This is a genomic window from Streptomyces sp. NPDC015346 (assembly GCF_043078785.1).
Classification (GTDB): domain Bacteria; phylum Actinomycetota; class Actinomycetes; order Streptomycetales; family Streptomycetaceae; genus Streptomyces.
Window position 1 is genome coordinate 51,688 of record NZ_JBIBTW010000015.1, and the last position, 22,995, is coordinate 74,682.

Sequence of the window (22,995 nt, forward strand, 5' to 3'; positions counted from 1 at the left end):
GCTCGCTTCCGAGGTGGAACTCTTCGAGGCGTCCTGAGTTGAGACCCGGGGGCCGCGTTGATGGCAAGGGATGTCCCATGAAGGATCACCGGCGACCGTCTCCGGGTCGCGGTCCTCTGCGGGCAGCGGACCGTTTCTCCGGTGAACTTCCTCGCCCACCCGGCTGAGCTGCGGGCGACACCCCGAGCTGACTGCACGCCGTGGCGTGTATCCCTGCGGTTGTGATTAAGAACTTTGCTCGCGGTCTCGCCGCGCTCTCCCTCGCCCTGACCTCGCTCGCTCTGCCCGCCTCCGCTCAGGCCACCCCGGCGGCTGCGGCCGCGCAGACGTTCCCGCTCAGCTACGCGATCGGCCAGATCCCTGTCGCTGACGAGAGCAGGGCGGGCTACACCCGCGACAAGTTCCGCCACTGGAACACCGGCCTCGATCCCGCCGACGGCTGCAACACCCGCGCCGAGGTCCTCCTCGCCGAGGCGACCGAGGCGCCGGGCGTCGCGGCAGGCTGCAAGCTCTCCGAGGGCGAGTGGTTGTCGTACTACGACGAGCAGGAGGTCTCCGACCCGGCGAAGTTGGACATCGACCACATGGTCCCGCTCGCCGAGGCCTGGGACTCCGGAGCCTCCGCCTGGACGGCGAAGCGGCGTGAGGCGTACGCGAATGACCAGGACGCGGCCGCCAGCCTCGTCGCGGTGACCGCGCGGACCAACCGTCAGAAAGCCGACCAAGACCCGGCGACGTGGATGCCGCCGGCCCCGGGCGCCACCTGCCGTTACCTCGCCGAGTGGACCGCTACCAAGCTCCGCTGGGGCCTGACCGCCGACCAGGCCGAAATCGACGCCATCAACGTCTACGCCGGCGGCCCGTGCGAAAAGCAGGTCGTCCACTACACCCCGGCCCCATAGGCCGAGGCTGCGGCCTAGTGTGCCCGTGTAGTACCGGCAGGGGTACGAGGCCTCGGAGCAGGCTCCGCAGTTCGCGGCCTCGGGACGGAAAACGCCGAGCTCGCGCTGCGGCCAGTCCTGGGGCAGCTCTCGTACGTGCAGGACGGGGGCGGTCGCGACCGCGGGCTGGTGCTCGACCAGCCGACGCCACAGGTTCTCGGCGATCAGCACGGGGCCGTCGAAGAGGTTCACGGGGCCGCCCCCTTGCCGGTTCGGGGGGATCAGCGACGTCGGTGCTCCCTGGTCGTTTACGTACGCCTCCCGGCGGGCGGCCGTCCAACCGGACGTCCCAGCTGGGAGGAAGCGTCATTCGAGATGAGCGGTATTCCCCGAGCATCGACGCCCACTGCTGCGGCTCCGTACCTGTCGTGGGACGGGCGTCGTGGTTGGTTCTGCCGGAGGTGTCAGTGCTGTCCGGCATAGTGCCGGGAATGATCAACGACTTGGAGAGTATCGACTGGGCGCATGGGGCACCGGGCGCGGCCCGGAGCTCTTCGGCCGAGCGCGGCGCGCTCCGGCACGGGGCCGGACGGTGTCCAGGGTGGAGGCGGCGCGGCTCCCCCGTCGCACCGGCCCATCCGGCTTCACCGGGCACGCTTCCCAGTGGAGCCGTCGTGCAACCACGCGCCGTCCGCAACTGACCTGGAAGACGCTTTTTTAATGGGCAGTCGTAGGGGCGGCCGGGGGAGAACGGCCGACTGACGGCGGATCGGTGGACAGCGATACCAGGGAGGGCAGTGGCGGCGAGGAGGTACTGGTCCGCCCGGAGAAGGGAGACCGCAACTACGCCAAGGCCGTCTGCGGGGGCGAGTCGCCCACGGTCATCTGGGTTTCGCCCCGGACGCTGAACCGCCGCTCGATCATCTGTGGGGAGATCTCTCATGGCAGGAATCGGGCGAGTGCATGGTCTCCCTACATGACAAAGTGGTCTTCAGGTACGAGCCAGCGTGCTCAATTGTGCGGATATGGTGATCCAGTTTGGCGAGGAACTACCGTAACCAGCTGTGTAGTTCAGCGTTCTTTGCGTAACGTATGCGGCCAGACCGGTCACTCCTGGGGCGCGACGCGACACCGATGGCGACGCTCCATGCAGGTGAGACCGCGTTACTGCATATGCACGGGGAGGCGCAGTGAGGACTGGCGGACGCATGAAACACATCTCGGTTTACACCCGAAATCCCTACCGCTCGCCCTCCGTCATCCTCGCAGTGGCTGTTCTCCTCGCAGTAGCCGGGTGCAGCAGTGCAGAGGACACGAATAAGAACCCCAGCTCCTCAGCCACGGCAACTTCACCGACCACACCGTCCACTCCCTCGCCCGATCCGACGGAGCAGACCAAGGCGGACGTCGTGGGTCTCTACGCGGAATACTGGGAGGAGATGGAGAAGGCCTACGCAAGGGGTTCGGTCAAGGAAACCGACCTGTCGAAGTACGCCGCTGGACTCGCCCTTGTGAAGGCTGAGAAGAACGTCACCAGCCACAGCAAAGCCGGCCGGTCCACCACGGGAAACGTGCGAGTCGCCAACTCGACCGTCACGAAGATCGACCTTTCCCTCAAGGTGCCCAGTGCCACCGTGACGAGCTGCCTCGACATCTCCAAGTGGGACTTGATCGACCGAAAGACGAAGAAGAAGGTCGCCCTGCCTGAGGGACGACGCACCCAGTACGTCATTGTGAGCACGTTCGAGCGGTGGCCGCAGGGTTGGCGAGTCATCACGGATGAGCCTCAGGACCAGGCATGCTGACTAGAACGGGGCACCTCGCTGGAGCGCTGGCACTCGGCATCCTCGCGAGCCCCGGAGTCGCGGCCGCCGACGGGAATCCGAGCGCGGGAAATTGCGACGACTTTTTCTGCGTTGGCGTTGAAGTGCCGGGCAAGGGCGGCCACAGCGGGAATGGCGGTTCAGCTGGGGGAACCGAGGCAACCCCCGCGGAGAGTCCCTCCACGCCCCCGCCTTGTACGTACGCGCTCGCCACCCCGCAGCCGCCAGCCGGAAGCGCGTTCTGGGAGGGCCACGATCCCTCCGAAGGCGGAGCGGTCTACGAACGTACTTGCGGACCGCTCACGAGCTTCGTGTACGGCGGCTCTGGAGGGCCGCCTGCGGCCGTCGATCCCGCCGTCCTTACCCAGCAGGCCCTTGACAAGATGCTGCTGCGTGGACCGGAGATCGGGATCACGCCGAAACCGAGCGGCCGAGGCGTTGTTGGGATGCCGGTGTACATGTGGACCGAGCGCGGGCCGGAAACCTACGGCCCGAACACGGCATCCGCGTCCGCTGGTGGAGTCACCGTGACGGCGACGGCGAAGGTGTCGAAAATAGTGTGGTCCATGGGCGATGGGCAGACGGTGACCTGCACGACGGCCGGCACGCCGTACAAGGCGGAGTACGGCAAGAAGCCGTCTCCGGACTGCGGCCATCGCTACAACGCCCCCTCCTCGACCACCTCCTCGGGCAAGTTCCACGTGACCGCGACCTCCACTTGGACGATCGACTGGCAGGCGACGACCGGTCAGTCGGGCCAGCTCACCGAGATCCGCAGCAGCGCCGTGGACATCACCGTCGCCGAGGTCCAGGTCCTCAACTAGAACTCCCTCTGCACAAGTCGAGAGGCATTCCCCGCATGGAACCCCCCGTCGCCGCCCCGGCGGTGCCGCGCCCTGCCGCCCCGGCACGCCCCGAGATCCCGATCACCACCAGCGCGCCGGTTAAGCGGGAGCGCCGGTGGTCGGTTGCCGCCCTGTGCATCGTGCTGGCCGTTCTGGCCGGTCTCGGTGCCGCCGCGGCCGTCACCTCTGCAAGCGACCGGATCAAGGTACTGGCCATCGCCCGCGACGTCCCCGCCGGCCAGGCCCTCACCGCTGCCGACCTGATCGTGGCCGAAGTGAGTGCGGATGCCGCACTCACCCCGGTTCCGGCCACTCAGAAGGCGTCGGTGGTCGGCAAGCGGCCGGCCGTCGACCTGCGCAAGGGCGGCCTGCTCACTACCTCCCAGCTCGCCCCCGGTACAGGTCTGGGGGACGACAAACAACAGGTCGGAGTCCAGGTGAAGCGCGGCCAGGCCCCGGCCGGCACACTCGCCCCCGGGGACAAGGTCCTCGCCGTGACCACCCCCGGCCAGGGAGACCAGCCCACCGGCAAGGACGCCGAAGCACCACCGTCGACCATCAAGGCCGTCGTCGTGACCCTCTCCCGGCCGGACGCCTCCGGGAACGTGGTGGTCAACCTCGCGGTTGCCTCCACCGACGGGCCGCTGCTCGCCACCCGCGCAGCACAGGGCCGCATCGCCCTCGTGCGCGAACCGCGGAGCAGCTGATGCCCGTCACCGCCCTCGTCTCCGCGAAGTCATGCGGCGTCACCACGTCCGCACTCGCCCTCACCCTCGCCTCGAAGCGCCCGAGCCTGCTCGCCGAGTGCGATCCGGCAGGCGGCACGATAAGGGCCGGCTTCCTTCAGGGTGAAGTCGGCGCCGGCTGCGGCCTTTACCACTTGGCGGCCGCCGAGCGCACCGGGCCCGATGCGCTCGCGCAGGCCTTCGCGTCCCACCTATGGCCGATGGACGACGCCGGACACCGCAAGCTCCTGCCCGGCCTGACCGACCCCGGTCAGGCAGCTGCGCTGGGCCGGACCTGGCCCGCTCTTTCGGAGGTCATGCATGTCCTGGCCGAAGAGGCCGGATACGACGTCTTCGTCGACGCCGGCCGCCTCGCGCTCGAGTCCGGCCGTCTCCACCCCACGCTCACGCCCGCCCCGCTGCTGCACAAGGCCGATCTGGTCCTTCTCGTCGTGCGGGGAACCGAGCAGTCCCTCACTCTGGCCCGTCACGTCATCGACCCGCTGCGCGCGGAACTCGCCGAGCACGGCAGCGGGCCGGACGCGCTGGGTCTGCTACTCATTGAGGACGGGCCTTACCGCGCCCACCAGGTCACCGAGGCGTTGAAGGCACCGGTCCTGGCCGGCCTGCCGTACGACCCGGCCACGGCCGCGTACTTCTCGGTCGGCGGCCGTCCGCCCCGCGGCTACGGACGCAGCCCCCTGCTGCGTCATGCCCGCACCGCGACCGAGCAGTTCGAGGCCGCCGCCTCCCGCCGGTCGATTCAGCAGCAGTACCCGCCCCGCTCAGCGAACGCGCAGCTGACCGGTGTTCTGCAGCGCCTGAGTGAGAGAGGTGCGGGGCGTGGCTGACACCCACCAGCGTCCCGGCGTCAACGGCCACCCCGCGCCGATGGGTCGCGAGGACATCGCCGGCCTGCTCGCCGGCCGGATCGGCCAGAACCGCCCACACACGCCCGCAGCCGCCGCGCAGTCATCAGCGGTTGCCGTTCCCATCCCTGCGACTCCGACGGGTTCCGCCGGGCCGGCGGCGATGCCCCGACTGGCCGGTATGCCCGGTGAGATCCCCGTCGGCTGGGAGGTGATCGAGGACCTGCAGGCCCAGGTATCGAAGCAGCTCAGCGCGGAGGACCCCGACAAACTCCTCGAGGAGATCGACCGGCGGGCACTCGCCAAGAAACTAGTCCGCAACGCGGTCGCGGACTGGGCCACGAAATACGCCCAGGGCAACACCCCACTCACCGCGGAGCAGGAAACCGCGATCGGCACCGCGGTCTTCGACTCCATGTACCGAGGCGGTCGGCTGCAGTCGCTCCTGGACCAGGAGGGCGTCGAGGACGTCATGGTCGACGGTCTGCGCGCCCATGTCGAATATCACGACCGTCCCCGCCAGACGATCGACAAAGTCGCCGACTCACACGAAGAACTGATCACCTGGGTCAACAGGATGGCCCGCCTGTCCGGACACGGCGAACGATCCCTCACGCAGGCCACCCCCATGGTGGGCTTCCGCATGCCCGACGGCAGCCGCGTCACGGCGAGCCTGCTCACCACCCGGCCCTCGGTGGTCATCCGCCGGCACAGGATCCGGCAGCTCGGCATCGCCGAGCTGGTGCAGTGGGGCTCCATCAACCCGATCCTGGAGCGGTTCCTGACCGCGTGCGTCCACGCCAAGATGAACATCCTGGTCGTCGGCGACATGGGCGCCGGCAAGACGTCACTGCTGCGCGCGCTGGGCCGGGAAATCCCGCCCTCCGAGCGGCTGGTCACCCTGGAGTCGGACCGCGAGCTGTACCTGGACGAGCCCGGCCCCAAGCCCGGTCCGGTGACGTACGCGTTCGAGGCGCGGCAGTCCAACGGTGAAGTCCGCGGCGGCACCGCCGCGGGCGAGGTCACCATCTCCGACATGTTCGCCACGGCCCTGCGCTACAACGCCACCCGCGTCATCGTCGGCGAGGTCCGCTCCACGGAGATCGTGCCGATGCTGCAGGCCATGAGCGCGGGCGGCTCCGGCTCGATGTGCACCCTGCATGTCCGCCGGCCGCACGCCATCATCAGCCGCCTGGTCCAGCTGTGCACTGAGGCCGGCATGCAGACAGAGGCCGCTCACCACCTCATCGCCTCCTCCATCGACCTCGTCGTCTACCTGACCTACCTGGACGAGACCGCGATCGGCGGCCGCAAGCACCGCTTCGTCTCCCACATCTACGAGGTCCATGACGTGGTCGGCGAAGGCGGCCGCCCCGTCACCACCGAGCTCTTTGCCCCTCAGGGCGGCGAGCTGCGCGCCATCTACAAGAACATGCCCAGCTTCATCGACGACCTCGAGCGCACGGGCCTGTTCAACCGGCAGTGGCTCACCGACAACCCCTTCGGCGCCTGGCTCGGCCCGCTCCAGACAGTAGGCCGCCGATGACCACCTCCCAGCTCGCCCTCGTCGCCGCCTGCTGCACCGTCCTGACGCTCCTCGCGCTCCTCGCGGCGGCACGGGAGCTCCGCGGCCGCATCCCCGACCCGACGAAACCGACATCCCGGATGACCGGCCGGATCCAGCGCGCGAAAGCGGAGCTCCCCGAGGCGTGGCAGCGCCGCTGGCGGCACCTGGTCACGACCGCGGGCATCGTCGCTCTGGTGGTGTGGGCGTGGACCGGCTGGCCCGTCCACGGCCTCCTCGCCGGCTCCGCCGTACTCGGCCTGCCCTACGTCCTCACCCCCCACGCCGCCGCCACCCAGCGCATCGAACGCCTGGAGGCGCTGGGGCAGTGGCTCAACCACCTCGCCGGGGTTCACCAGGCCGGCATCAGCCTGACGCAGACCATCCGCGCCTCGGCAAAGGCCGCCCCGGCCCCTATCGCGCTGAACGTGCGGGCGCTCGCCGACCGGCTGCGTTCGGGGGAAGCACACGACGCCTTCGCCCTGTTCGCCGACGAGCTCGCCGACGGTGTGTCCGACCACGTCGTCCTTCTCTTCCAGTCCCACGCCGTCTACAAGGGCCCCGGTCTCTCAGCCGCGCTCGAGGCGCTGGCCGTCACCATCCATCAGCAGGCAGCCGACGCCCGCGACATCGAGGCCGACCGCGCCAAGGTCCGCAAATCCAGCCGTATGGTCAGCGCCGTCATCTGCTTCGTCGTTGTCGGATGCATGCTCAACGACGCCTGGTCCGGCTGGTACCAGTCCCCGCTCGGCCAGATCGTGCTGGCAGGCCTCGGCGGCCTGTTCGCCTACACCCTGCGCTGGCTGAGGAAGATCGCCCGCACCGCACCCGACCCGCGCCTGATCGACCCGCTGCCCGCCGCGCAGGTCACTGCCATCACCGGAGGCGTCCGATGATCCCCATGGAGGCCGTCCTGCCCGCGGCCGCCGCCGGCGCCCTGATCGGCTTGGCCGTTCGCGCTCTGCTCCCCGCCCGCCGCGACCTCGCCTCCGTCCTGGACCGCCTCGACGTCAGCAAGACCAGCGGACCTCTCCTGCCGTCCGCCACACCCCAAGCGGCCGGCACCCTGCAAGAGAAGATCGGGGCCCGCCTGCTCGGCGAGTTCGGCAGCAGGATCACCCTGCCCGTCCGCGACCTCAACCTGCTGCGCATCAGCCCCGCCGAACACCTCGGCAAGCGGTTCCTCCTGTCCCTGTACGGGCTGCTGGCACCCCAACTGCTCCAGGCCCTGCTCGCCCTGGCCGGAGCGCCCTTCCCCTACACGGTCCCAGCGGTGATCAGCCTCGCCCTTGGTGCCCTGTTCTGGTTCTGGCCCGGCAAGGACGTCGCACGCGACGCCGCGGCCGCCCGCCTCATCGTCCGACACGCCGCCGCCTCCTACTTGGAGCGCGTGGCCCTGGCCCGTATCGCCAACAGTGGTGCCGCCCAGGCCCTGACACAGACCGCCGAGGTCGGCGACGGCTGGATCTTCGTCCGCATGCGCCAGGTCTTCCACGAGGCCGACCTCGCCGGCGTCACCGTCTGGGACGCCCTGAAGCAACTCGGCGACGAACTCGACATCCCCGAACTGACCCGACCGGCCGACACCCTCGCCCTGGCCGGCGACGGCGCCGCCGTCTACACCACCCTCCAGGCGCAGGCCCGCCAGCTGCGCATCGCCCTGCTCAGTGATGCGAAAGCGCAGGCCAATGAGGCGAGCGCCGCGATGATCCTGCCGGTCACCTTCGGCGTCATCCTCATGCTCGTCTTCGTGATGATCCCCATCACGATCACCATCCTCGGAAGCTGAAGGAGAACCAGCACCATGGACATCCAGACCCTGACCGTGTGGATCCGCACCCGGTACCACCACCTGAAGGACCGGCGCGACCGCGGCGCGACCAGCACCGAGCTCGCCCTGATCACCGGAGCCCTCCTGGTCGGCGCCGGACTCCTCGTCGTGGCCGTACGAAGCAAGCTCCTGGAGAAGATCGGCATCATCAACGGCGGCTGAGCAGAGCGATCCGCTAGTACACAGGGGAGGGAACAGAGTGAGAGCACGGGCACCGAGAGGCCTGCGGACCTTCATCCAAAACCGTCAGCTGCGCGGCGAGCGTGGTGCGGCCAGCGTGGAATTCGCGGTCCTGGCGCTCGTCGTACTCGCGCTGGTCTTCACCGCCATCCAGGTCGGCCTGTACTTCCACGCCCGCAAGGTCGCCCAGTCCGCGGCCCGCCAGGGCGCCGAAGCCGGGCGTCAGTTCGGCGCGAGCGAGGGCGACGGCGTAGCCCAAGCCCAGTCGTTCCTCAACCGCTTCGGCAGCAGCGTCCGGGGCGCGAGCGTCTCGTCGGCCGGCAGCACGACGGAGGAGATCCGCATCACCGTACGCGGCACCGTCGCCACCCTCGTCCCCGGCCTGACCCTCGACGTAGATCAGCACGCCGACGCCCCCGTCGAACGGTGGACCAACCCATGACCGCCCCCTCCCCCTACGCGCAGCGCCTCACACGGGCGCTCTGCTGCGACCGGGGCTCCTACGCTCTGGAGACGGCGGCCCTGGCGCCGGTGATGATCGGGCTGCTCCTGCTGATGATCGCCTTCGGCCGGGTGACGGACGCCGACGGTGCGGTGGACTCTGCGGCCCGCGCGGCGGCCCGCGCCGCCTCGCTCGAGCGCGACGCCCCCAGCGCGCAGGCCGAGGCGCTGGCCGCGGCCACCCGGAGCCTGCAGGGCGAGGGCATCACCTGCCGGACCTCCAGCGTGGCGGTCGACACCGCGGGCTACAGCCTCGACATCGGCGTCGAGGCGAACGTGACCGCGACGATCGCCTGTACAGCGAACCTCTCCGACATCGGCTTGCCTGGCCTTCCCGGGTCCAAGACGCTCACCGCGTCATGGACCAGCCCTATCGACACCTACCGGGGGCGCCAGTGAAGGGCCATCTTCGCCGAGCCGACGCCCGCCTTCGGGCCGCGAGCGGGCGGGACCGCGGATCGATGTCGACATACTTCGCGCTCTCGACGCTCGCGATCCTGATGGTGATGGGCCTGCTCGTCGACGGCGGCGGAGCGCTGAACGCCGCCAACCGGGCCACGTCCCTCGCCCAGGAAGCCGCCCGCACCGCTGGCCAGCAGATCGACCCCGCCCAGGCCATCGAAGGCACCGCCATCACCATCGACCCCGACGCGGCCACCGGCGCTGCCCAGGACTACCTCGCTGCCGCAGGCGTCCAGGGCAACGTCACCATCACCGACGGCGGGCAAAGCCTGACCGTGACCGTAAACGACACATACGACACCTTCTTCGCGCAGTTCGTCGGCAAGGGCACGATCCACGTGACCGGCACCGCAAAAGCACACCTGCAGACCCAAGCTGGAGGCTGAGCCGCATCATGGCCCACCGCACCCCCGCCCCTCTGCGCGCCATCGGCGCCCTCCTGCGGGCCCTGCTCGGCCTGGCCACACTCGTGGGATTGGTCGGCGGAGTCCCCTACCTGCTGCTGAAGGTGGGCCACCAGCCGACGGAACTCGCCGGCGGTTTCAGCCTGCTGGAGCAGGACGACGGCTCCCTGTTCTTCGTCGTCCTGACCTGCATCGGCTGGGCCGCCTGGGCGGCCTTCAGCTTCTCGGTCCTGGTGGAACTCCTCGCTGTGCTGCGGCGCCGTTCCGCGCCGCGGATCAAAGGCCTGGGCGGACTGCAGTCCCTGGCGTCGTTCCTCATCGGAGTGATCGTGCTCCTCGCCCCCACCGCCGCATCGGCTGCGACCCCCGGTCCGGCCGTGGCGGCGACCGCCGTACAGAGCGCGGGCACCAGCAGCGCGGCGACAGCCCAAACGGCGGCCACAGCGGAACAGGACGCCTGGCCCACCCACAAGGTCAAAGGGGACTCCGAGCTCCCGTGGGACCTGGCAGAGCAGTACCTGGGCAGCGGGCCGCGCTGGAAGGACATTGCCGCTCTCAACCCCTCGATCCCGCAACTCGCGGCCGGCGATCAGTTCCTTCCTAAGGGCGCCGTCATCCGACTCCCCGCCGACGCCAACATCGCCAAGCCGGCTGCCCCGGCTCCGGCACCCGCCCAGGAGGCGCCGGAGGCGCCCGCGCAGGCCGCCCTCACGGACCCACATCCCGCCGCGGCCCAAGCCAAGCATGTTGTCGAGCCCGGAGAGAGCCTGTGGGGCATCGCTGACGAGCACGGCAACCCCGAGGACTGGCCGAAGCTCTTCGAAGCCAACAAGGGAAAGCCGCTGCCCAGCGGCGGGACGTTCGACGACCCCGACCTGATCGTCCCGGGCCAGGAGCTCACCGTTCCCACCGCAACTGCTCCGGCCCCGGCTCCCGACGGCCAGCCCGCCCCGGACACCAAGACGCCAACGACGCCGGACACCGCGAAGAACACCCCCACGCCGACGGCCCCCGCCCCCGCACCCTCGAAGCCCGCCACCCCAAAGCCCACCGTGTCCACGCCGAGTACCACACCCACCACGGCCGCTCCCACGCCCGCGCAGGACAGTCAGAAAACGGCCTCCGCCCAGCAGTTGCAGGACACTGAGGAGACTCTGGCTCCCGCCGCCGTCTGGATGGGTGCAGGTGCCCTGGCCGCTGCCCTCATCGGCACGCTCGCCACCCGCCGCATCCTCCAGCAGCGCCGCCGCCGGCCCGGCCGCCGCATCCCGATGCCCACCGGCAGCGCTGCCGCCACCGAAAAGGGCCTGCGCGCCGCCCAGCACCCCACCGGCTTCGACCTCCTCGACACCGCCCTGCGCACGCTGGCCCTCAACCTTGCCGCCGCCGGGCGCGACCTGCCGGTGGTCACCGCCGTCGTCCTGCACGAGCAGAAGGTCGAACTCCACCTCGACCAGGACACCGCGCCGATGAAGCCCTTCTCCGGCGCCGCGGGCCGCACAGATCTGTGGACGTGCTCGGCCTCCAGCCCCGACCTCGCCGACCGCGACGCTCTCCAAGGCGCCGATGCGCCGTACCCGGCCCTGGTCTCCCTGGGCTGGGACGGCGCCGGCCGCTTGGTCCTCGTCGACCTGGAGCACGTCGGCGTGCTGCACCTGGACGGCGACGCCGGCCACGCCCGCCACGTCCTGCAAGCCATCGCGGTCGAGCTCGCCAGCACCCCTCTGCCCGGCCACCTCGAGATCACCGCCCTGGCCGAGACGGCCGCCGGCCTCGACGAGGCAGCACCCGAACGCGTCGCCCGCACCGAGACCCTCACCGACGCGGTCGCCGAACTGACCAGCCACACCGCCGACCAGCGCCGCGCCCTGGCCGCGCTCGGCGCCCCCACCCTCCGCGCAGCGCGCCTCCAGGAAGACGCCGGCGGCTCCTGGACACCCCACATCCTCCTCGCCGCCGAGCTCCCCGAAGGGGACCAGACTGAGGCGCTGCTCGACCTGATTACGGCCGAGCCGCGGGTCGCCAGCGCGGTCGTCACGGCCAGCGAGAACGCCGACCTGGCCCCGGAGGAGGGCTGGACCCTGCACTGCGCGGGACCCGGCGCGACCATCGTCTTGCCCGGCTCCGGCCTGCCCATCAAGCTCCAAGGCTTGTCTGACCCGTACTTCGCCGACGCGATCGAGCTGCTCACCCTGTCCGCCAGCACCACCGACGTACCCGCTCGCGACGAGTGGCTGGACGGCCTCCTCGACACCGACGAGCAGGCGGAAGCGGAGGAGGCCCACGACCGGGAGGACGCGGACGAGGAAGATCCGGCGGACGACGCTGAGGAGACCAGCGACGACGAAGCACCGCAGCCGGAGGCCGGCGCCGACGAGGACGGCATGCCGGACGAGTACGCCGACATCGAGCGCGAGGAGCTGGAGACCGAGCACCAGGCCGACACCGCCACCGACGAGACGGACGAGGAGCTCGCACAGCCCGCAGAGCCCACGGCTGAGGCATCCGACGACCAGACCGAGCACGGCACCAGCGGCCAGACCCTCGCTGACCTCTTCGAGCCGCCGGCCGTTCCCGTCCCGGCCCCGGCAACTGCTGCGCCTGAACCGGCGCCCGCAGCCGCCCCCCTGCCGGCGAAGCAGGGAGGCGACCCGACCGAGGCGACCCCTGAGGCGGAGAACTCAGTACCGGCCCCCCTCCCGGCCACAGCCCCGGTTCCGGCCCCCCTACTGGTGCCCGCCCCGACCGCCGCCGCTGACGATGCCGACAGTACCGAGAGGAGCGCGCCGACGGTACTCTTGCTTGGGCGGGTGGTCATCGAGGGCGCCGCTGGCCGGATCGACTCCAACCGGCAGAGCGCGGCCGTCGAGCTCGTCTCCTACCTCGCGCTCAACCCCGGCGCCGACCACCACGCGATCGACGACGCCCTCTGGCCGGGCCGCCTGGTCAACAAGCAGATGCGCAACGCCGTCATCAGCCGCACCCGCTCCTGGCTCGGCAAAGACGCCAACGGCGAGGCGTACTTCCCGCGGGTCCAGGACACCGGCGACAGCCGCTACCGCCTCGCCCAAGCCGTCACCTGCGACTGGAAGACCTTCCAGAACTTCGCCCGCACCGGCCTCGCCCGCCACGACGAGGACGGCGAGCTTGCCCTGCGCCGGGCCCTCGCTCTCGTACGAGGCCGCCCCTTCGCCGCCATCAACCCCCAGCGCTACGCCTGGGCCGAACCGGCCGTCCAGGAGATGGTCTCGGCCATCGCCGACGTCGCGTATGAGCTGTCCACGCGCCGCCGGGAAGCCGCCGACTACGCCGGTGCGCTCTGGGCCGCGCACCAGGGCCTCCTCGCCGCCGAGGAGAACGAGCTCCTGCACCGGCAGGTCTTCCTGGCCCACCACGCGGCCGGAGACGTGGACGCCCTCCGCGAAGCCGCCGCGCGGCTGGCCCGGATCAACGAAGGCCTCGGCGGGGGAGTGGACATGGAGGCCGAGACCGCGCAGCTGCTGAGCACCCTGCTGCCGAAGCCCGTCATCCGGCGCTGACAGTGTAGGTTCCGCGATTCCGCGGACATCTCCGCGTGATCACGGGCACTGATCGAGCATTTCCACGCGATCACGAGCAGTTGTCACGGTCAGTAGCGGTTGTCTGTGAATTTCCGGCGGGCGGCGCGACTGTTCGCACCGTTCAGGTATGGCGACAGAGTGCCCGGCCACCGGCCGCAGCAGGCGCCCCCGCGCGGTTCCGACGTTCTTGCTGGTACCCGCGTACGGCGAGTTGCGGATCCTAGACAGGATCCGCAACTTCCGCCAGGCGCGCTTCAATTCCCTTTACCAGAGCGGGAGTTATGGGAGGCACGACAGTCGTCAGGAGGGACCGGGCAGATGGTTCCGGTCAATGTCCGGGAGCCACCAGGTGCGGTCGGGGAACTGGTGCCAGTGGTGGTCTTGGGCGTAGGTGTGGATGAGTTCCAGGGCGCGGTTGACGGTTGGTGCGGCTGTTTGCGTATTCCACACGGCGTGCCAGGGGTAGAGCGGTACAGGGTTGAAGAGGGGGCGGGCGGTGAGGCCGTCGGGGAGTCCTCCGGTGGTGAGGCCGAAGGCGGGGTAGCCGCGAGCGAGAACGGTGGCGTGGATGGCGGTGCGACCGTGCCCCCGTACCCGCAGTGCGACCTGGAGGCTGAAGTCATTGATGGCTTCGTCGATCCAGTCGCGCCATTCTGCGGCTTCCTCGGCGGTGTGGACGAGGAGTGGGTGGTCGGCGAGCGCGGCGAGCGTCACCTCGTCGTGGGCCGCCAGGGGATGATCGGTGGGCACGACGACGCCGATGGGTTCCAGTCGGACGGGCATGGTGCCCAGGGTCGCCGGCAGATCCTGGCCCAGGCCGTGGGGGCGGCCGAAGGAGATGTCGAGGTCTCCGGCGAGCAGGCGGGGCAGGGCGGCGGCCAGGCCCTGGCTCTGGAACACCTCGAAGGGCAGACACGGTGACTCGCCGCGCAAGTGCTGGGTGATGAGCGACGGGGTGAGCCCTTCGGTGAGGACATCGATCCGCAGCGGTGCCTGGGTGCGGGCGACCTCGTCGACCATGCGCTGGGCGTCGGCCAGCAGGCGTCGGCCCCGTTTGACGAAGATCTCGCCCGCGGGGGTGAGGGCCACGTGGCGGCGGTCGCGGGTGAACAGGGGGACACCGACACGGCTTTCCAGGGCGCTGATCTGGGAGGAAAGGGTCTGCTGGGCGATGGTCAGCGCCGCTGCCGCCCGGCCGAAGTGCAGTTCCTCGGCGAGGGTGACGGCGTAGCGCACCTGGCGCAGGTCAAGGTCCACGCCTTCCACGGTAACAGCCGCTGGCTGTCACATATCAGCTCAAGAGTGTTGGACGCGAGTGAACCACAGGCGTTGACTTAGGTACCAGAAGGGCCCCGGACGGCACTGATCGAAGGCTGTTTTGGGCACTGATTCACCCAATCAAAGGTAAGGCGGCGACCAGCATGAAGGCAGCAGTGATGGACTCCTACGGCGCTCCGGAGGTTCTCCGGGTGGCTGATCTTCCCGAGCCGAAGGCCGGGCCGGGTCAGGTGCGGGTGCGGGTCAAGGCGGCGGGGCTGAACCCGATCGACGCGAAGGTCCGGCGCGGGGAGTTCGACGCGGTCTTCGACATCTCTTTCCCGCAGCAGCTCGGCAACGAGTTCGCTGGGGTGGTCGACCAGGTTGGCGCCGGAGTCGAGGGCTTCGCGGTGGGGGATGAGGTGATCGGGTTCGTCGATCTGGCGGCCTACGCCGAGCAGGTCGTCGTCCCCGTCGAGAACCTGACCTTGAAGCCTGCGGAGCTCTCCTGGGAGACGGCAGCGGTCATCGGCGCGGTCGGCCAGGCGGCGTACAACGCGCTGCGGATGCTGGAGGTGGCAGCGGGCGAGACCGTGCTGATCCACGGTGCGGCCGGCGGCGTCGGCTCGGTCGCCGCCCAGTTCGCCCGCGCCTGGGGCGCCCGGGTGATCGGCACCGTCAGTGACGACAACCACGACTACGTACGCGCCCTCGGCGCCACCCCCGTCACTTACGGCGATGGCCTGGAGGAGCGGGTACGGGAGCTGGCCCCGCAGGGGGTGGACGCCTCCCTCGACCTGACCGGCTCCGAGGAAGCGATCACCGTCTCGATCGCCGTGACCGGCGACAAGGCGCGCATCGTGACCCTCGTCAGCCCGCCGCTGGCCAAGCAGTACGGCATCACGATGATGTTCGGCACCCGCGCGGCCGAGACCGTGGCCCAGGTCGCCGGCCTCGCCGCCCGCGGCGACCTGGACCTGCCCATCGCCCGCCGCTTCGCACTGGCCGACCTCGCCGAAGCGCACCGGCTGATGGAAACCGGCAGCCAGCGCGGCAAGCTCGTGCTCACCCTGGACTGACCCGCCACCAGCACGACGGCACCCCCGCCTCCCCCGAACGGTGTATCGGGGCCGCCGCCTGCCCCGCCGCACCCCCACACCACTCACCCGACGGGCGCGCCGCGGAACGCGCCCATGGAGGAGTCTCATGTTCGCCAAGCACGCCCAGGGCCGGATAGCCCGTCAGGCCCACTCGGCGGTGCCGGAGGGCACCTACGAGGAGCACCACGCACGCCGCGGCTTCGAAGGAGAGGTCTCCCAGCTCTACCACGCCCACCCCACCACCGACTGGCTGCGCGTCGAAGGCCCGATCCGGCCGCGAGGCATCCAGCTCACCGACCTCGCGACGGCTGACGCGTCGGACCCCAGGGCGCTGCCGACGCTGCTGATGTTCAACGACGACATCAAGATCTCTGTGTCCAAGCGGTCCGCCCCGATGCCGTACTACTTCCGCAACGCCGACGGTGACACCCTGCTGCTGACCCAGTACGGCAGCGGCACCCTGGTCTGCGACTACGGCACGCTCACGTACGGGCCGCTGGAGTATCTGGTCATTCCGAAGGGCACCAGCTACCGACTCGTGCCCGACGAAGGGGTTGAGCACCTGACGTATGTGGTGGAGACGCGGGAGCCGGTTGCGCTTCCCGAGAGGGGTCTGCTCGGTCACTTCCTGCCGTTCGACCGAGGCCTCCTGGACGTCCCCCAGCTCGACCCCCAGCCCATGGGCATCTCGGCGGAGAACGCGGACGGGGAGTGGGAGGTGCTCGTCAAGCGCGACGGGGAGCTGTCGTCGATCTTCTACGCCTTCGATCCCGCCGACGTCGAGGGCTGGACCGGCAGCCTCGCCCCGTTCCGTCTCCGGCTGGCGGACATCCGGCCGTTGACATCGGAACGGCTGGATGTGCCGCCGATGACGCACGCCACGTTCCAGTCGGGCCAGAACTGGATCGTCACCATGGCCCCGCGCCCGATGCAGAGCGCCGAGGACGCCGAGCGCGCGCAGCCGTACCACCGCAACGTCGACTACGACGAGGTGATCGTCCCCCTCGGCACCCACGACGGCCGCAAGGTCGGCCCGCCCCCCGGGCTGATGAGCGTCACCCCCGGCGGGATGAACCACGGTCCCAACCAGGCACGCCTGGCCGCGGCCCGCGACCGGCTGCCGATCTACGTGTGGAACATCGACACCTTCCACCCCCTGCACTACACGGACGCCTTCGCGGCCGGCGAGATCCCCGACTTCGCCCAGCGCGAGAGCTTCCGCGGCTGACCGAGCCGAGCGGTCCCGACCGCTGGCCCCGCCCCGCACCCCCGCCCGGCGGGGTCGGCCTCTTGTCCCCACACCGCTTACCCACGTCCGCGCGGTAACACCGCCGCGCTCTTCTTCCTGGAGTACCCCTCATGAGCCGCGTCCTGGCCATCTCCGGCTCTCTGCGAGCCGCCTCGTTCAACACCCAGATGCTCCAGGGCCTTCAAACCCTCGCCCCCCAGGACATGCACATCGAGCTGTTCAAGGGCCTGGACGAACTGCCCCACTTCAACGAAGACCTCGAGACCGACCCGCCGGCCGCCGTACGCAGCCTGTGGCAGGCCATCGCCGAGGCCGATGGCCTGATCGTGGCCACCCCCGAATACAACGGCGCCATGCCCGGCGTCCTGAAGAACGCCCTGGACTGGGCTTCGCGCCCCTACGGCGTGAGCGCCCTGCCCGGCCACGCCGCGGTAGTCCTGTCAGCCTCCCCGGGCGTCTTCGGCGGTATCCGCGCCCAGAGTCAGCTGCGTGAACTGTTTGCCCTGCTCAACGTCTACGTGGTCGGTGGCCCCCAGGTCGCCGTCCCCGAAGTCCACACCCGCCTGGACCACGAGGCCGAGCCCGACGAGCGGCTGACCGACCCCACTACCCGCGCCATGATCATCTCCCTCCTGCACGGCCTCGCCGAAGCCATCGACCACCAGGCCGGACGCCGCCTCATCCAGCCGCTGCACCACTGGCAAAGCCAGCTCGCCGACTGACCGCCCTCTCGACAGACCCCACCCGCTGCCCGATACGCGCAACACACGCTGAGGTTCGAGCACATCTTGATCGTGTTACGAGACGGGTCGATCGACGTGGCCGCGTCGTCACAGGCCGGGCCGATGACTGCAGGTTGACCGATACGACTTCATCGCTTGATCGCCTTGGTCGCGCTGGAAAGCCGTACCAACGAGGATCGAAAGAGCCCTTCGAGCAGGGGGCGCCTGCCAAGCGACCGCAACGTAGCCGACGATCGCCGGTTTGGGTAACCGGCGATCGTCGCGACCACTGAAGCTCACCCCTCCCAAGCTCCCCCGCGGAGAACATGGGAAACGCACCCTTGCGGCCCCGAAGCCAGGGCCCGCTACCGGCAGTGACTACCGCTCGGCGCCTGGCGGGCGATTCTGCCCATGATCAACGAACAACGCGCTGCTCACTGGGCGCGGATTCCGGTGTTTCCGCAGGAGCCAATGCTCATGAAAGCGCTCCCTACAGACAGCAGGCCGCCCGACACCAGACACGAAAGGCCCGGCTTCCCCGCAGCGGGGGAATCCGGGCCTTGGCCGTTCTGGGTCCTGATCAGACCGCAAACGCCGTGTGCGGAAGAGTAGGGCGCGGCTGGTGTCAGGTGCTGGCGTTGCCGTGGTTGTCGATCAGGGGGACGAGTACACGGACACGTTCGTGCAGGTCGCCGACTCCCGTAGCTGAGACCCCGGTCAGGGCCTGGTCGAGACGGGCGAGGCGGGCGCGTGATGTCGAACGGAGCCGGGCAGCGGGGACCTGGGCCAGGACGTCCAGGGCCCGCTGCGCGGCATCTGCGGGCTGGGTGGGCGCCTCCGCCTGGGCGAGCACCAGAGTGGCCGCAGCCCAGCCGGGGGTGGCCACAGCGGTGGACCCGATGGACGTTTCGGCAGCAGTACGCGCGCGGTTGTGGTGGCCGAGGGCGATGGCGGACTCTGCCTGGTGCAGGGTGTACTCGGCGGCGTCGAACCCGAACCGGCCCGGGGCGAACCCCACGGGATCGGCTTCGAGTTCGCGCGCGGCCGCGGCGAGCGCAGTGTCGGCCTCGTGCTCCCGGCCGAGACCGGCGAGGGAGGTCAGCTGCGCCCAGGCGTGGGCCTGGGCCTTCGGCAGGCCGGCGGGGGCCTGGGCGACGGCCCGCTCGGCGAAGGCGAGAGCCGTCTCGTAGCGGTTCTCGGCGCGGGCGACCATACTCTGTGCGCCCAGAGCCCAGGCGGTCAGCCGTGCGTCGTCGGTGCGGGTGCCGTAGGCCGTGGCGGTGGCGAGGTGGGCGCGGGCGCCGGTGTGGTCGTCGAGGTGGAAGGCCAGATTGCCCATGAGGGCGGAGAGCCAGCCGACGTTGCGGTGGAGTCCGCCGGCGACCTGCTCGGGGACGTGGCCGGTGACGAGGCAGTCGGTGAGCAGGCCGCGGGCGGCCCGTACTTCCTCGAACAGGAGGTACGCGGGGTGCTTGGGGTAGGTGAGGGCGTAGTGCTCGACGGCCGCGTCCGCGAGCTCGGCGACCTCAGCGCTGCCGTGGGGGTCGGCGAGGAGGGCGAGCTGGAGGGATTCACGGACGGCCGGAAGGCCGGCGGCTGTGGTCATGTGCACCACCATTTCCCGTGCGCCAGCGCTGCACGTGTCGGTCTCGGGCCGACCGTACCGGATCACGGTGGACAACTCGCGTTCCGGAAAGACTTGTTCGGCGAAGCCCAGGCCGAGCTGGGCGGGGGTGGCGCCGTAGGCGCGGCAGAGCATGACGGTGTACTCGCGGTCGGGGCGCTCGCCAGGGTCGTGTTCCCACCGGCACAGCATCGGGTCGGACAGGCTGCGCGGTAACAGCCCGTCGGCGACGTACTGGGCCTTGACCTGGGTGATGGTCTCGGAGCGGGACCAGCCCAGGGCGAGCCTCCAGGCCTCCAGTTGCTGGACCTCGGGCAGGGCGCGGCGGATCTCGGCGGCGGTCTGTTCGGTGTCGAGGCGTTCGCGCTGGCAGCGCATCCGGATGCCGGCTGCCTCTTTCTGGATGGTGGCGCGGCGTGTGCGGGTGATGGCGGCGGCCATGGGCACCCCCGGCGGGAGCGGGATATCGGGACAGCAACCGTAGCCCACCCCTGTGACAGGGCGACACCACTCGGTCACTGCCTGGCCTCGTATTGAGGGTGCCCCGCAATGTCGCGGCGTTCTGGTGGCAATGACGGCGGGTCAGGTGCGGGCGGAATCTGGTGAGGCGAGCCCGACCGGGCTGCGGATCCCGAGGACGAAGGGGGGTGACCCCGTCATGTCCTACGACCACTGATCACCTGCTGTGTCCCCCGTGGCGGGGGCCCGGGTCCGGCCTTGTCGGCCGGGCCCGGGCCCCTGTGCCGCCCGCCCCGCGAATACCTGGAGACGCTCGTGCTGCCGGTGCTGACCTACGAACCCCTCGACCCCGCCACCGTCAACAACCCCTACCCGGTCCTGGCCGCTCTGCGCGAGCAGGCCCCAGTGTCCTGGCACGACGGCATGTCCTCCTGGCTGGTCACCCGGTACGCCGACTGCACGGCCGTCCTGCGCGACCACCACACGTTCGCCCGCGACCGGCGCCGGACCGGCCAGCAGGTGCCCGCGGCGAGCCTGAGCGTGCAGTCCCTGGACCCGCCCGACCAGGCCGGCGTGCGCTCCCTCTTCATGAACGCCTTGCGCGCCCAGGACCTGCCGGACCTGGAGGCCCGCGCCCGAGACCGCGCCGCCAGCCTTCTGCGCGCGGCGGCCGAGCGGCAGTCGTTCGAGGTGATGGCCGAGCTCGCCGCCCCGCTTTCCCTGTCCGTGGTCTGCGACCTGCTCGGCGTGGACGAGCCGCCGCTCGCCGAGTTCGCCGCCGCCTCCGACGCGATCATGCGCAGCATGGACGGCGGCCTCGACCCCGCCCTGGTCGAGCCCGGCCGCCAGGCACGCGAGGAACTGACCGCCCTCGTGGACTCCTGGTTCACCGAGACCGGCCGCCCGACCGGTCTCCTGGCGCACGTCCGCGCCCACACCCCGCCCGGCGCCGGTGAGACCGAGGAGCTCTTCGTCCGCAACACCGCGCGGGTGATGTTCCAGGGCGGATACAGCACCATGACCGCCGCCCTCGGCAACGCCCTGCACACCCTCACCGCCCACCCCGAAGCACAGGAACAGCTGCGTACGGACCCGCGGATGGTGCCGAAGGCGGCCGAGGAACTGGTCCGCTTCGACGGCCCCGTCCAGGGCACCAGCCGCACCGCCACCCGCAAGACCACGATCGCCGGCATCCCGATCCCGGCCGGGGACCCGGTGGTGCTGCTCTTCGCCGCCGCCAACCGCGACCCCGCCCGCTTCCCCCACCCCGACCAGCTGCTCCTGGACCGCCGCAACAACCGGCACCTCGGCTACGGCTGGGGCACCCACTCCTGCATCGGCACCCGCGCCGCCCAGGCCTGCCTACGGGCCGCCCTCGACGCCCTGCGCACCCACTCCACCCCGCTACGCCTGTCCGGAAGGGCCCGCCGGCAGCCGTCAGCCACGATGCGCTCCTTCGCCGCACTCCCCGCCACCCTCCACCCCTGACCACAGCGCACTCGCCGCCCCGCTTCTCTCTGCTCGGAGACCCCCTTGCGCATCCTGATCGGCAACCACATCGACCCCGCGATCCGCGCACGTACGGACATGCGGGCCTGGACCCAGCGCCTGGCCTGGTTCGCCCGCCCCGGCGACCTCCTGATCCTGTGCACCGAACCCGACCCAGCCTTCCTCGACTACGCCCTCACCCTCACCGGCACCGGCCCCGGTGAGGTCACCGTCCTGACCACCCCGCCCGGCCACAACGGCGGGATGCTCCTGCACCCCGAATCCCTCACCGACCCCGCCTTCCTCGACCAGCTCCGCGCCGCCCTGCGCCCCGCCGGCGGCCCCCAGGCCGTCGGGGAGATCTTCGCCCTGTGGCCCTCGGCGTCCGTCGCCCGCTTCGCCACCGCTCTGGGACTCGCCGACCGGATGCCCGGCGCGGCGTACTTCGCACAGGGCGGCGGCGAGATCGGCAACAACAAGGCCAACTTCCGGGCCCTCGCCGCCGCCGCCGGCGTCCCCACCGTTCCCGGGGAGGTCTGCCGCTCCCGTGCGGAGGCGGTGGCAGCCACGTACCGGCTCCTGGACCAGGCGGAAGCGGTGGTCGTCCAGCAGGCCCACAACGGCGCCGGCGTCGGCAACCAGATCCTCCTCGCCCCCGACAGCCACCTGACCACCGACCACGTCGGCGCCCGGCACCTCCACCACCTCGCCCCCGGCCCGGCCGGCGTCGCCGCCTACTGGCAGGAGCGCTGGGACTGGGCGTCGGCCGACGGCCGCCACCCCGTGGTCGTCGCAGCGTTCGCGCCGAACGCCGAGGCGATCTACTCCGAGCACTACGCGGACGACTCCGGCACCTGCCCGACCGAGCAGGGCCGCCTGCACTACGTCGGCCGCCGCCTGTCCCACCAGACCGTCCCGCTCCAGGGCCTGGACCCGCTGCTGCACGCCCGCCTGGTCGACGACGGCACCCGCCTCGCCGAGGCCTACCGCGCGCTCGGCTACCGCGGCCACCTGTCCGCCGACGCCATCACCACCCCCGACGGCCGCATCTACTTCACCGAGGTCAACGCCCAGGTCTCCGGGAGCCTGCACATCTACCAGGTCATCGCGCACCGGATCGTCGACACCTCGGCCCGCCCGGCCCGCGCCGTCGTCGAGTACCACGTCCCCCCGACCTGGCACGTCCCCGACGCCACCGCCTTCCACCAGGCCCTCACCGACCTCGACCTGGCCTGGAACCCCGCCACCCGCACCGGGGTGATCGTCTCCATGCCCATCACCCCGGGCCCGGACGGCGCACAGTTCGTCTTCTGCCTCGCCTACGACCCCGCCACCGGCCACGAGGAGCCGTTCGCCCGCCTCGACGCCCGCTTCGCCACCCGCCCGCAGAGCGCCTTCGACCCCGCCCACCACGTCGGCCTCGTCACCGCCTTCTCCTCCTGAACGGAGCC

At 70.6% G+C, this 22,995-nt stretch carries 20 protein-coding genes; 18 read left to right on the forward strand and 2 right to left on the reverse strand.

The genetic code is table 11. The features are described 5' to 3' along the window. Positions 1–221 precede the first annotated feature (221 nt). The 13 genes from ACF06X_RS34090 to ACF06X_RS34150 all read left to right on the forward strand — a co-directional run bounded on the left by ACF06X_RS34090 (position 222) and on the right by ACF06X_RS34150 (position 13,624). Positions 222–902, forward strand: a complete 681-nt coding sequence (locus ACF06X_RS34090) for an HNH endonuclease family protein (protein WP_392291207.1) — start codon at positions 222–224, stop codon at positions 900–902. 1,187 nt (positions 903–2,089) lie between these two features. Then, a complete protein-coding gene (locus ACF06X_RS34095) occupies positions 2,090–2,686 on the forward strand; it encodes a hypothetical protein (protein WP_392291208.1) in 597 nt (198 codons plus the stop codon). Positions 2,687–3,270: 584 nt separating this feature from the next. Further along, on the forward strand, positions 3,271–3,528 hold the full coding sequence (locus ACF06X_RS34100) for a hypothetical protein (RefSeq protein WP_392291209.1): 258 nt from the start codon (positions 3,271–3,273) through the stop codon (positions 3,526–3,528). A gap of 35 nt (positions 3,529–3,563) precedes the next feature. Then, complete coding sequence (locus tag ACF06X_RS34105; RefSeq protein WP_392291210.1) at positions 3,564–4,256, forward strand: SAF domain-containing protein; 693 nt, start codon at positions 3,564–3,566, stop codon at positions 4,254–4,256. Beyond that, positions 4,256–5,125 (forward strand): MinD/ParA family protein, encoded by an 870-nt coding sequence (locus tag ACF06X_RS34110; RefSeq protein WP_392291211.1) that lies wholly within the window; start codon positions 4,256–4,258, stop codon positions 5,123–5,125. Before ACF06X_RS34105 ends, ACF06X_RS34110 begins: the two co-directional genes overlap by 1 nt. Next, positions 5,118–6,689, forward strand: coding sequence for a CpaF family protein (locus tag ACF06X_RS34115; protein ID WP_392291212.1), 1,572 nt, complete (start codon positions 5,118–5,120; stop codon positions 6,687–6,689). Before ACF06X_RS34110 ends, ACF06X_RS34115 begins: the two co-directional genes overlap by 8 nt. Beyond that, positions 6,686–7,603, forward strand: coding sequence for a type II secretion system F family protein (locus tag ACF06X_RS34120; RefSeq protein WP_392291213.1), 918 nt, complete (start codon positions 6,686–6,688; stop codon positions 7,601–7,603). Before ACF06X_RS34115 ends, ACF06X_RS34120 begins: the two co-directional genes overlap by 4 nt. Continuing rightward, positions 7,600–8,496: a type II secretion system F family protein gene (locus tag ACF06X_RS34125; RefSeq protein ID WP_392291214.1), complete on the forward strand. Its 897-nt coding sequence runs from the start codon at positions 7,600–7,602 to the stop codon at positions 8,494–8,496. The genes ACF06X_RS34120 and ACF06X_RS34125 overlap by 4 nt, the downstream gene beginning before the upstream one ends. A 15-nt stretch (positions 8,497–8,511) precedes the next feature. Continuing rightward, positions 8,512–8,700 (forward strand): hypothetical protein, encoded by a 189-nt coding sequence (locus tag ACF06X_RS34130; protein ID WP_215066644.1) that lies wholly within the window; start codon positions 8,512–8,514, stop codon positions 8,698–8,700. 115 nt (positions 8,701–8,815) lie between these two features. Continuing rightward, a complete protein-coding gene (locus ACF06X_RS34135) occupies positions 8,816–9,160 on the forward strand; it encodes a TadE/TadG family type IV pilus assembly protein (RefSeq protein ID WP_392291215.1) in 345 nt (114 codons plus the stop codon). Beyond that, positions 9,157–9,618, forward strand: coding sequence for a TadE/TadG family type IV pilus assembly protein (locus tag ACF06X_RS34140; RefSeq protein ID WP_392291216.1), 462 nt, complete (start codon positions 9,157–9,159; stop codon positions 9,616–9,618). Before ACF06X_RS34135 ends, ACF06X_RS34140 begins: the two co-directional genes overlap by 4 nt. Before the next feature lie 62 nt (positions 9,619–9,680). Next, positions 9,681–10,067, forward strand: coding sequence for a pilus assembly protein TadG-related protein (locus ACF06X_RS34145; protein WP_392291217.1), 387 nt, complete (start codon positions 9,681–9,683; stop codon positions 10,065–10,067). Positions 10,068–10,075: 8 nt separating this feature from the next. After that, entirely contained in the window at positions 10,076–13,624 is a 3,549-nt protein-coding gene (locus ACF06X_RS34150) for a LysM peptidoglycan-binding domain-containing protein (RefSeq protein WP_392291218.1), read from the forward strand. Between the two features lie 321 nt (positions 13,625–13,945). On the opposite strand, the gene ACF06X_RS34155 is transcribed toward ACF06X_RS34150, so the two are convergent. Then, positions 13,946–14,902 (reverse strand): LysR family transcriptional regulator, encoded by a 957-nt coding sequence (locus tag ACF06X_RS34155; RefSeq protein WP_392291219.1) that lies wholly within the window; start codon positions 14,900–14,902, stop codon positions 13,946–13,948. Between the two features lie 164 nt (positions 14,903–15,066). Here ACF06X_RS34155 and ACF06X_RS34160 point away from each other — a divergent pair, with 164 nt between their 5' ends. The 3 genes from ACF06X_RS34160 (at position 15,067) to ACF06X_RS34170 (ending at position 17,973) form a co-directional block, all read left to right on the forward strand. Continuing rightward, a complete protein-coding gene (locus tag ACF06X_RS34160; RefSeq protein WP_392291220.1) occupies positions 15,067–15,981 on the forward strand; it encodes an NADP-dependent oxidoreductase in 915 nt (304 codons plus the stop codon). Positions 15,982–16,108: 127 nt separating this feature from the next. After that, positions 16,109–17,230, forward strand: coding sequence for a homogentisate 1,2-dioxygenase (locus ACF06X_RS34165; RefSeq protein ID WP_392291221.1), 1,122 nt, complete (start codon positions 16,109–16,111; stop codon positions 17,228–17,230). A gap of 131 nt (positions 17,231–17,361) precedes the next feature. Further along, a complete protein-coding gene (locus tag ACF06X_RS34170; protein ID WP_392291222.1) occupies positions 17,362–17,973 on the forward strand; it encodes an NADPH-dependent FMN reductase in 612 nt (203 codons plus the stop codon). Positions 17,974–18,598: 625 nt separating this feature from the next. On the opposite strand, the gene ACF06X_RS34175 is transcribed toward ACF06X_RS34170, so the two are convergent. Continuing rightward, positions 18,599–20,038 carry a Twin-arginine translocation pathway signal gene (locus ACF06X_RS34175; protein WP_392291223.1) on the reverse strand — a complete coding sequence of 480 codons (1,440 nt, stop codon included), beginning with the start codon at positions 20,036–20,038 and terminating at the stop codon, positions 18,599–18,601. A 333-nt stretch (positions 20,039–20,371) separates the two neighbouring features. Here ACF06X_RS34175 and ACF06X_RS34180 point away from each other — a divergent pair, with 333 nt between their 5' ends. Together ACF06X_RS34180 and ACF06X_RS34185 are read left to right on the forward strand one after the other, a co-directional pair. After that, positions 20,372–21,544 (forward strand): cytochrome P450, encoded by a 1,173-nt coding sequence (locus ACF06X_RS34180; RefSeq protein ID WP_392291224.1) that lies wholly within the window; start codon positions 20,372–20,374, stop codon positions 21,542–21,544. A 45-nt stretch (positions 21,545–21,589) separates the two neighbouring features. After that, positions 21,590–22,987, forward strand: a complete 1,398-nt coding sequence (locus tag ACF06X_RS34185; protein WP_392291225.1) for a hypothetical protein — start codon at positions 21,590–21,592, stop codon at positions 22,985–22,987. Positions 22,988–22,995: the final 8 nt, after the last annotated feature.

Coding starts and splice junctions, on each gene's coding strand:
- ACF06X_RS34170 (WP_392291222.1), top strand. CDS start 17,362: ATGAGCCGCGTCCTGGCCATCTCCGGCTCTCTGCGAGCCGCCTCGTTC.
- ACF06X_RS34140 (WP_392291216.1), top strand. CDS start 9,157: ATGACCGCCCCCTCCCCCTACGCGCAGCGCCTCACACGGGCGCTCTGC.
- ACF06X_RS34095 (WP_392291208.1), top strand. CDS start 2,090: ATGAAACACATCTCGGTTTACACCCGAAATCCCTACCGCTCGCCCTCC.
- ACF06X_RS34110 (WP_392291211.1), top strand. CDS start 4,256: ATGCCCGTCACCGCCCTCGTCTCCGCGAAGTCATGCGGCGTCACCACG.
- ACF06X_RS34105 (WP_392291210.1), top strand. CDS start 3,564: ATGGAACCCCCCGTCGCCGCCCCGGCGGTGCCGCGCCCTGCCGCCCCG.
- ACF06X_RS34150 (WP_392291218.1), top strand. CDS start 10,076: ATGGCCCACCGCACCCCCGCCCCTCTGCGCGCCATCGGCGCCCTCCTG.
- ACF06X_RS34160 (WP_392291220.1), top strand. CDS start 15,067: ATGAAGGCAGCAGTGATGGACTCCTACGGCGCTCCGGAGGTTCTCCGG.
- ACF06X_RS34130 (WP_215066644.1), top strand. CDS start 8,512: ATGGACATCCAGACCCTGACCGTGTGGATCCGCACCCGGTACCACCAC.
- ACF06X_RS34100 (WP_392291209.1), top strand. CDS start 3,271: ATGGGCGATGGGCAGACGGTGACCTGCACGACGGCCGGCACGCCGTAC.
- ACF06X_RS34120 (WP_392291213.1), top strand. CDS start 6,686: ATGACCACCTCCCAGCTCGCCCTCGTCGCCGCCTGCTGCACCGTCCTG.
- ACF06X_RS34125 (WP_392291214.1), top strand. CDS start 7,600: ATGATCCCCATGGAGGCCGTCCTGCCCGCGGCCGCCGCCGGCGCCCTG.
- ACF06X_RS34165 (WP_392291221.1), top strand. CDS start 16,109: ATGTTCGCCAAGCACGCCCAGGGCCGGATAGCCCGTCAGGCCCACTCG.
- ACF06X_RS34145 (WP_392291217.1), top strand. CDS start 9,681: ATGTCGACATACTTCGCGCTCTCGACGCTCGCGATCCTGATGGTGATG.
- ACF06X_RS34175 (WP_392291223.1), bottom strand. CDS start 20,038: ATGGCCGCCGCCATCACCCGCACACGCCGCGCCACCATCCAGAAAGAG.